Origin of the sequence: Peterkaempfera griseoplana (genome assembly GCF_001418575.1) — a bacterium.
In the GTDB taxonomy this organism is placed as follows: Bacteria; Actinomycetota; Actinomycetes; order Streptomycetales; family Streptomycetaceae; genus Peterkaempfera; species Peterkaempfera griseoplana.
Genome location: NZ_LIQR01000304.1, coordinates 1 through 7,062, shown reverse-complemented (window position 1 = coordinate 7,062; position 7,062 = coordinate 1). Strand labels below are relative to the sequence as shown.

Genomic DNA, 7,062 nt, shown 5'->3' with positions numbered 1-7,062 from the left:
CGACGGCGAGCCCGGCGGCGTAGGCGGCTCCTACGGAGACGGTCTCGGCGACCAGCGGGCGCACCACCGGGACGTCGAGCACATCGGCCAGGAACTGCATGAGCAGGTTGTCGGCCGTCATTCCGCCGTCGACCTTGAGTTCCCTGAGCGGCAGCCGGGTGTCGGCGTTCATCGCGTCGACCACCTCGCGGGTCTGCCAGCCCGTGGCCTCCAGGACCGCCCTGGCGAGGTGCCCCTTGGTGATGTACGAGGTGAGGCCCACGATCACGCCGCGGGCGTCGCTGCGCCAGCGCGGGGCGAAGAGGCCGGAGAAGGCGGGGACGATGTAGCAGCCGCCGTTGTCCTCGACGGTGCGGGCCAGCGTCTCGATCTCCGGTGCGCTGGTGATCAGGCCGAGCTGGTCGCGGAACCACTGGACCAGGGAGCCGGTCACGGCGATCGGCCCCTCCAGGGCGTAGACGGCGGGTTCGTCACCGATCTGGTAGCCGACGGTGGTGATCAGTCCGTGCCGGGACCTGATGAGCTCGGTTCCGGTGTTGAGGACGAGGAAGCTGCCGGTCCCGTAGGTGCACTTGGCCTCACCGGGCGCGAAGCAGGTCTGTCCGAACAGCGCCGCCTGCTGGTCGCCCAGCGCGGCGCCGATCCGCACCCCGGGCAGCACCGTGCGGGCGGTGGCGTAGCAGGCCGCCGAGGGGCGGATCTGCGGCAGCATCGCCTTGGGGATCCCGAACAGCGCCAGCAGTTCGTCGTCCCAGCGAAGGGTGCGGATGTTCATCAGCATGGTGCGGCTGGCGTTGGTGACGTCGGTGATGTGCAGTCCGCCGTCGGGTCCGCCGGTGAGGTTCCAGATCAGCCAGCTCTCCACCGTGCCGAACAGCACGTCCCCGCGCTCCGCGCCCTCCTGCAGACCGGGGACGTGGTCGAAGAGCCAGCGGATGCGGGGTGCGGTGAAGTACGTGCTCAGCGGCACTCCGCAGCGGTCGAGGAAGAACTCCTCCGGGGTGGTGCGGCCCAGCTCCGCCAGCAGTCCGGCGGTCCGGGTGTCCTGCCAGACGACGGCCCTGCCCTGGGGGAGGCCGGTCCTGCGGTCCCAGAGCACGGTGGTCTCGCGCTGGTTGGCTATGCCGACGGCCGCGATCTGCCCGGCGTCGACCCCGGCGCCGCTGAGTGCCTGGGGGACGACCCGCTGGAGGTTGCGCCAGATCTCCAGGGCGTCGTGCTCGACCCAGCCGGGGTGGGGGAAGTACTGCTGGTGCTCCCGCTGGGCGACGGAGACCAGCCGCCCGCTGTGGTCGAACAGGATGCACCGCGTGGACATGGTGCCCTGGTCGACGGACATCACATAGCGTTCAACCATGAGCCGGCCTGCCTTGGATCCGTAGCGTCGGGGAGGGCACGGCGGTCACCAGCGGGCCGCGCCGAGGTCTCGGGAGACAGCCCGCGCCGCGCCGCGGACCATGTCGACCAGCGGTGGATGCGGCCGCCCCTTCGGGTCGCAGATGCGCTCCACGGCTCCCGACACACCGATGGCGCCCACCACCAGGCCGCCGTGTCCGCGGATCGGTGCGGCGATCCCGGCCTCACCCATGACCATTTCCTGGACTTCCGCCGCCCACCCGGCCTCCCGGATCCCGGCCAGCGCGCGGGCCAGTTCCCCGGCGGTGCCGACGGTGTGCCGGGTGTACGTCTCCAGACCGGCCGCCACCACCGGTTCCAGCGGCGTGGCGCCGAAGGCCAGCAGCACCTTGCCCAGGGAGGTGGCGTGCAGCGGCAGCAGTGCTCCGACGTCCAGGGTCTGCAGGGTGTCGTCGGGCCGGAAGACATGGTGGACGATGAGCAGCCGGCCCTCCAGGGGGGTGCCCAGGCGTACCGCCTCCCCGCTGCGGGCGGCGAGCGCGTCGGCCCAGTTGATGGAGCGGGACCGCAGCTCGTTCACGTCCAGGTAGCTGGACCCGAGGTGGAGCAGCGCCGCACCCAGCTGGTACTTCCCGGTGGCCTGGTCCTGCTCCACGAAGTCGACGTGCTGCAGGGTGCGCAGGATGCCGTGGGCGGTGCCCTTCGCCAGGCCCAGCGCCGAGGCCACCTCGCCGAGGCCGAGTCTGCCCGGCCCCCCGGCAAGCAGACGCAGTACCGCGGCCGCCCGTTCGATGGACTGCACCGGGCCGGACATGGGGGGATCGTATCTCCGCCACCGCGCCCTGGGCAGCGGCCAACGGTCCCGGATGGGCAGGGTCCCGGCGTACGCGGCGAGCGCCTGCCCCGGCGTCTCCCGTACGCCCCGGAGGGACCTCGTTCGGCAATGGCGACCGGTATTCGTTGACCCCGGCCCCAGCTGTCCATAACGTCCGTATTCCAGGTGCTACGTCCACCGCTGCACGGCGTACACATCGGCAGACCACCCGGGCGGTCCGCGGCGCGGCACATGCCCGGCACCACTCCCGCCCGGCGTGAAGGAGGAGACATGGCACGACCAAGGGGGCGAACACGCCCCGCCCCACGAGCAGCCCGCGGCACGGGGGAGGCCGTGCCGACCGCGGTCGGCGCCTCCCGGGGGAGAACCGCATGCTGAGCGCCACGGCGATGGATTCGCCCCCGGCTTCGGACCCGGCCGCGGAGACGGTGGAGGTGGTGCAGCACCTCTGCCCGATACCGCACATCCCGGAGGTCGTCTCCGCCGTCCGCCGGCGGGCACGGGGGGTCCTCGCCGCGTGGGCGGTACCCCCGGGGAGGGCGGACGACGCACTGCTGGTGATCTCCGAGCTCACCACCAACGCCGTGGTCCACGCCCTTCCCCCGGCGGTGCTGCGGCTCTCGCTGACCGACCGCGGCGGCCTCCGTACGATCCAGGTCGAGGTCACGGACACCGGGGCCGACCCCCATGCCCACCGGCCGATCGAGGGGCAGCCCCCGGAGGAGTGCGGACGCGGGCTCGGCATCGTCGCCGCGCTGTCCGCGCGGCACGGCATCCGCAGCCTCGGCTGCGCGGTCACCCACTGGGCGGAGCTGCCCGCGGCCTGAGCAGGGTGCGTACGGCGGATCCGAGGTCGGCCGCCGCCACCGGCTCTCCAGCAAGGAGAGCGCACCCGGGACGCCGGCCCCTCACTTCGCCGAGAGTGCCCGCCCCACGGCCTCGTTGACCCGGGCCGACACATCCGGGCTGGCCGAGACCACGACGGCGGCGCCCGCCAGGATCAGGCCCCAGCGCAGATTCTCGGCCCCCGTCTGGTGGTGCCCGAACACGGGCAGTATCGGCAGGACCACCCCGAAGGCGACCAGGACGAAGCCGGGGACCGCCCGGACCAGCCAGGCGCGCGCCCGCCGTCCGGCCGGCTCGGCGACGGGAGCGGCGGCCAGGACCGCCTCCCTCTCCTCGAACACCAGCAGCTCTATGCCGCGCACCAGGTCCGCGACGACCCTGTCCACGTCCGCTGCAGACCGCGCCCGCACGATCTGCGGGATGAGGCTGCGGTAGACGCCGCCGGCGCGGCGTGCCTCCGCCCGCAGCGCACGGCGGTGGGCGAGGTCGCCGGGGTGCGTCCGCCCCGACACGTCGAACGCCTCCACCGCCCGCCAGGAGAGGTCCTCCAGTTCCCGGCACCAGCCGCGCGCGGTCCTCGCCTCCCACCACTTGTGGCGGTTGCGCTTGAGGTCGTCGGCGAGTCTGACCGTGTAGACGATCAACGGGTCGAACTGCCGCCGGTAGCGGTGTGTCCGCCAGGCGGTGACCGCCACCTCCAGCAGCAGCCAGGGCAGGGCGGGCGCGGCTATCACCCCCACGCCGAAGGCGATCCCCCACGCTCCCCCGCCGGCCTGCCATGTGCTCTGCCAGGGACGGGCCGCCACCGCGCGGCCGTCACCGACCGTCTGGGCGACGCCCCACACCACGGCGGCGACGAAGCCGATCCCGAGCAGCCGGGTGCCGAGAACACGGGAGCCGGTGACCACCCGCCTGGTGTACACGGCCATGCACGCCACCGCGGGGAAGTACAGGACGGCCGCGGCCAGCCGGCCCAGCCGGGGGTCAAGATCGCCGCCTCCCACCCGGACGGCGCGCCCCTCGCAGTACAGCGTCAGCATCAGCAGCAGATACATCAGGACGTACCTCGACCAGCGCAGCAGCCCGTGGTCCGACAGGTGGTTCGCGTAGTCGTGGCGGGTGACGGCGGCCCGCACCCTGCGACGCATCCTCGCCGCCCGGTCGGGGGGCTGCACCCGCAGACGGTCGAAGCGGGCCAGGTCCCTGACGACCGCCTGCTCGCAGTGGGCGAGGGCCGAGCGGAACGCCGCCTCCGCGATCCGTTGACGCCGACCCACCCGCCACCCCCGCGTCCATCGGCCTCGGCCCAGGTCGGGCGACGCCGGTCCGGGCGGCCGGGTCGCGATGCCCGCGAGGCAGTGTAGGGCGCGGGCGGCTCCGCGGTCCGGGGAATCCGGCCTGGGCCTGGGGCCCTCGGCCGCGCCCTGTCGTGGGCCGGGTCCTCCGGGGCCGCTGCGGCCGCCGGGCGGGCGCGTCGCCGCCCGGCGCGGCGCAACCGGCGGCGGTGGTCGGGCGAGAGCGCTCAGGGAGGCGGCGGGGCTGCCTTCGGGCCCCTGTCGTACGGGATTCTGGTGGCCTGGTTCACACGCCGAGAGGGCCGCGCGGTGAAGTGGGTCACAGGGGATAGGAGCCCTACGGCGCGGTCTAGTAGCCGAGCGGGTCGAGGACGAACCTCGAATAAACCCACCAAATCAGACATCTCCGCGTTTAAGCTGCGAATGACCGGCCAGCCGACAGAAGGCGCAGGTGGGAGGGGTTTCGGCAGACGGGGCGACGTCTTCGCGCGGTCGAAGATCCCGGTCCGACCACCGATCAGAGCACCCCTCGGCGGCGACCTGAGGCGGCGCCCGAGCTACGGAACACCGTAGTAGCAGAGCTGTTTGCAGGGCTTTGTCCGATTCGTCCATGGTGGGACGAGTCCGACGGCGCCACCAGGTCCTCCCGGTCCCGGCGTCCTCCCCGGCACACCGAACCGAAACGGGTGCCCCGGACGCCGGCCGCTCCCGAGGCCGGGTCGTCCAGTGAGCCGATTGAGGTCTGTTTCTTGAAGCGCATCACCATGCCCCGCCTGCGTACCGCCACCGCCGTGCTCGCGACGGCCGCCGGCATCGCCTCGATGGCAGCCGTCGCCGCTCCCGCCGCCTCGGCCGCCACCGCCTCGGAAGCCTCCAGGAACACCGTGACCGGCTCTGCCTTCGCCGCCACCTCCGGCACCTCCACCGCCGCCACCAAGGCCCTGGCCAAGTCGATGGTCCCCGCCTCCCAGTGGGCCGCCTTCGACCACATCATCAGCCACGAGAGCAGCTGGAACCACCGCGCCGTCAACGCCGCCTCCGGCGCCTACGGCCTGTGCCAGGCCCTCCCCGGCTCCAAGATGGCCTCCGCCGGCTCCGACTGGCGCACCAACCCCGCCACCCAGATCAAGTGGGCCCTGACCTACATGAACGACCGCTACGGCAGCCCCAACGCCGCCTGGAACTTCTGGCAGACCCACCACTGGTACTGAGCCACCCCCACAGCACCACCCAGGCCCCCGAGCACCCACCACGTGCCCGGGGGCCCACCCCTGTCCAGCACCGGAACCCCACCGCAACGGCCCCCACCGCCGGAGGGCAGGCCCGTCGGCCGCGGCCTGCGAGCACTGCGGGACGGGTTGCGGCGGGACGACCGTCAGACCCGCCGGCTGCGCAGGCGGTCCGCCCGGACGGGAGCCGGCGCAGCAGACGTGCGGCGGGGCCCGGTCGGCCGCACCCGGCCGGCCGGGCCCCGCCGCGGGCCGGTCAGCGCAGCGCGTCGCGGAGCCAGTGCCGGATCTCGGGGGTGACGGGATCGGTGATGTCGGTGAAGTCGGGGTGACCGGAGAGGTACTTCGCCACATAGGGGCAGACGGGCACGACACGCTTGCCCGCGTCGCGTACGTCCGTGAGCGCCTGCCGCACCAGCACGGAGGCGAGGCCCTGCCCGGCGTGGGCGTCGTCGATCTCGGTGTGGAAGAAGACGCGCTGCTGCTCGCGGTCGCGGTACTCGGTGAACCCGGCGAGTACGCCGTCCACCAGGATCTCGTAGCGATTCCTCCCGTCCGCGTGCTCGACGACCGGGTCGGCGGTGGGCTTGGTCATGATGGGGCCTTTCAGCATCGGGATCGGGCTCGGGGCAAGAATCGGAATCGCAGGCCGGGGCGGCGGCGCAGCTCAGCGGGCTCGCCCGCGCGGTTTCAGCGGGACCGCGGGGAGCTGCGGAGCGGGCAGCCGGTCACCGTGGTAGCCGTGGACCTCGCCGAACCGGTCCCCGTCCGCCCAGTCTGCGCGGGCCTGCGCGATCTCCTCGGTCGACCGTGCGACGAAGTTCCACCACATCACGATCTGCTCCCCGAACGGGGTGCCCCCGAGCAGGACCAGCAGGGCGGCGTGGTCCGCGGTGTTGGTGATCGTCAGGGTGTCGTGCCCCGGTGCGAGGTAGCCGAGCTCTGCCGGGCGCAGCGGTGTCCCTGCCATGAGCACCTCCCCGCGGTCGACGAGCAGGCCGTGCTCGAAGCCGGTGTCGACGGCGAGCGTGGCCGTGGCGCCGGGAGCGAGGGTGAGTTCGGCGCCGAGCAGGGGCGTGAAGGTGGGAACGGGCGAGGTGTCGCCCGCGAGGGTCCCCAGGAAGACCCTGGCTTCGCCGCCGTCGATCGGGACCGGGCGGGGCGCGTAGTGCTGGAAGGCCGGTGCCGTGTCGCGGTGCCGGTCGGGCAGCGCCACCCACAGCTGCACCCCGTGCAGCACGGTGGTCCGGGGGGTGGAGACCTCCGAGTGGCTGATGCCGTGCCCGCCGGTCATGAGGTTCAGCTCGCCGGGGCGCACCAGGGCATGGCTGCCGATGCTGTCGCGGTGTTCGATCTCGCCGCTGAACAGCCAGCTCACGGTCTGCAGCCCGGTGTGGGGGTGGGGGGCGACGTCCATTCCGCCGGTGGCGGCGACATCGTGCGGCCCGTAGTGGTCGGCGAAGCACCAGGCACCGATCAGGGTCCGGGCCCGCTGCGGCAG

At 73.1% G+C, this 7,062-nt stretch carries 7 protein-coding genes; 2 read left to right on the top strand and 5 right to left on the bottom strand.

Annotation, left to right across the window (positions count from 1 at the left end; all coding sequences use genetic code 11):
• The coding region (glpK, locus tag AOK09_RS22505; protein WP_055589040.1) for a glycerol kinase GlpK at positions 1-1,357 on the bottom strand (1,357 nt) is incomplete at its 3' end.
• A 45-nt stretch (positions 1,358-1,402) separates the two neighbouring features.
• Positions 1,403-2,170: an IclR family transcriptional regulator gene (locus AOK09_RS22500; protein ID WP_055589038.1), complete on the bottom strand. Its 768-nt coding sequence runs from the start codon at positions 2,168-2,170 to the stop codon at positions 1,403-1,405.
• Positions 2,171-2,562: 392 nt separating this feature from the next.
• Between AOK09_RS22500 and AOK09_RS22495 the strand changes: the two genes are divergently transcribed.
• Complete coding sequence (locus tag AOK09_RS22495; RefSeq protein WP_245687421.1) at positions 2,563-3,018, top strand: ATP-binding protein; 456 nt, start codon at positions 2,563-2,565, stop codon at positions 3,016-3,018.
• A gap of 81 nt (positions 3,019-3,099) precedes the next feature.
• Here the strand turns inward: AOK09_RS22495 and AOK09_RS22490 are convergent, their stop codons facing one another.
• Positions 3,100-4,314, bottom strand: coding sequence for a hypothetical protein (locus tag AOK09_RS22490; protein WP_055589037.1), 1,215 nt, complete (start codon positions 4,312-4,314; stop codon positions 3,100-3,102).
• Between the two features lie 767 nt (positions 4,315-5,081).
• On the opposite strand from AOK09_RS22490, the gene AOK09_RS22485 reads away from it, so the two are divergent.
• Positions 5,082-5,543: an aggregation-promoting factor C-terminal-like domain-containing protein gene (locus tag AOK09_RS22485; RefSeq protein ID WP_055589036.1), complete on the top strand. Its 462-nt coding sequence runs from the start codon at positions 5,082-5,084 to the stop codon at positions 5,541-5,543.
• A 274-nt stretch (positions 5,544-5,817) separates the two neighbouring features.
• On the opposite strand, the gene AOK09_RS22480 is transcribed toward AOK09_RS22485, so the two are convergent.
• Positions 5,818-6,156, bottom strand: a complete 339-nt coding sequence (locus AOK09_RS22480; RefSeq protein ID WP_055589035.1) for a GNAT family N-acetyltransferase — start codon at positions 6,154-6,156, stop codon at positions 5,818-5,820.
• Positions 6,157-6,228: 72 nt separating this feature from the next.
• Positions 6,229-7,062, bottom strand: an 834-nt coding sequence (locus AOK09_RS22475; RefSeq protein WP_055589034.1) for a pirin family protein, incomplete at its 5' end; no start/stop codon positions are given.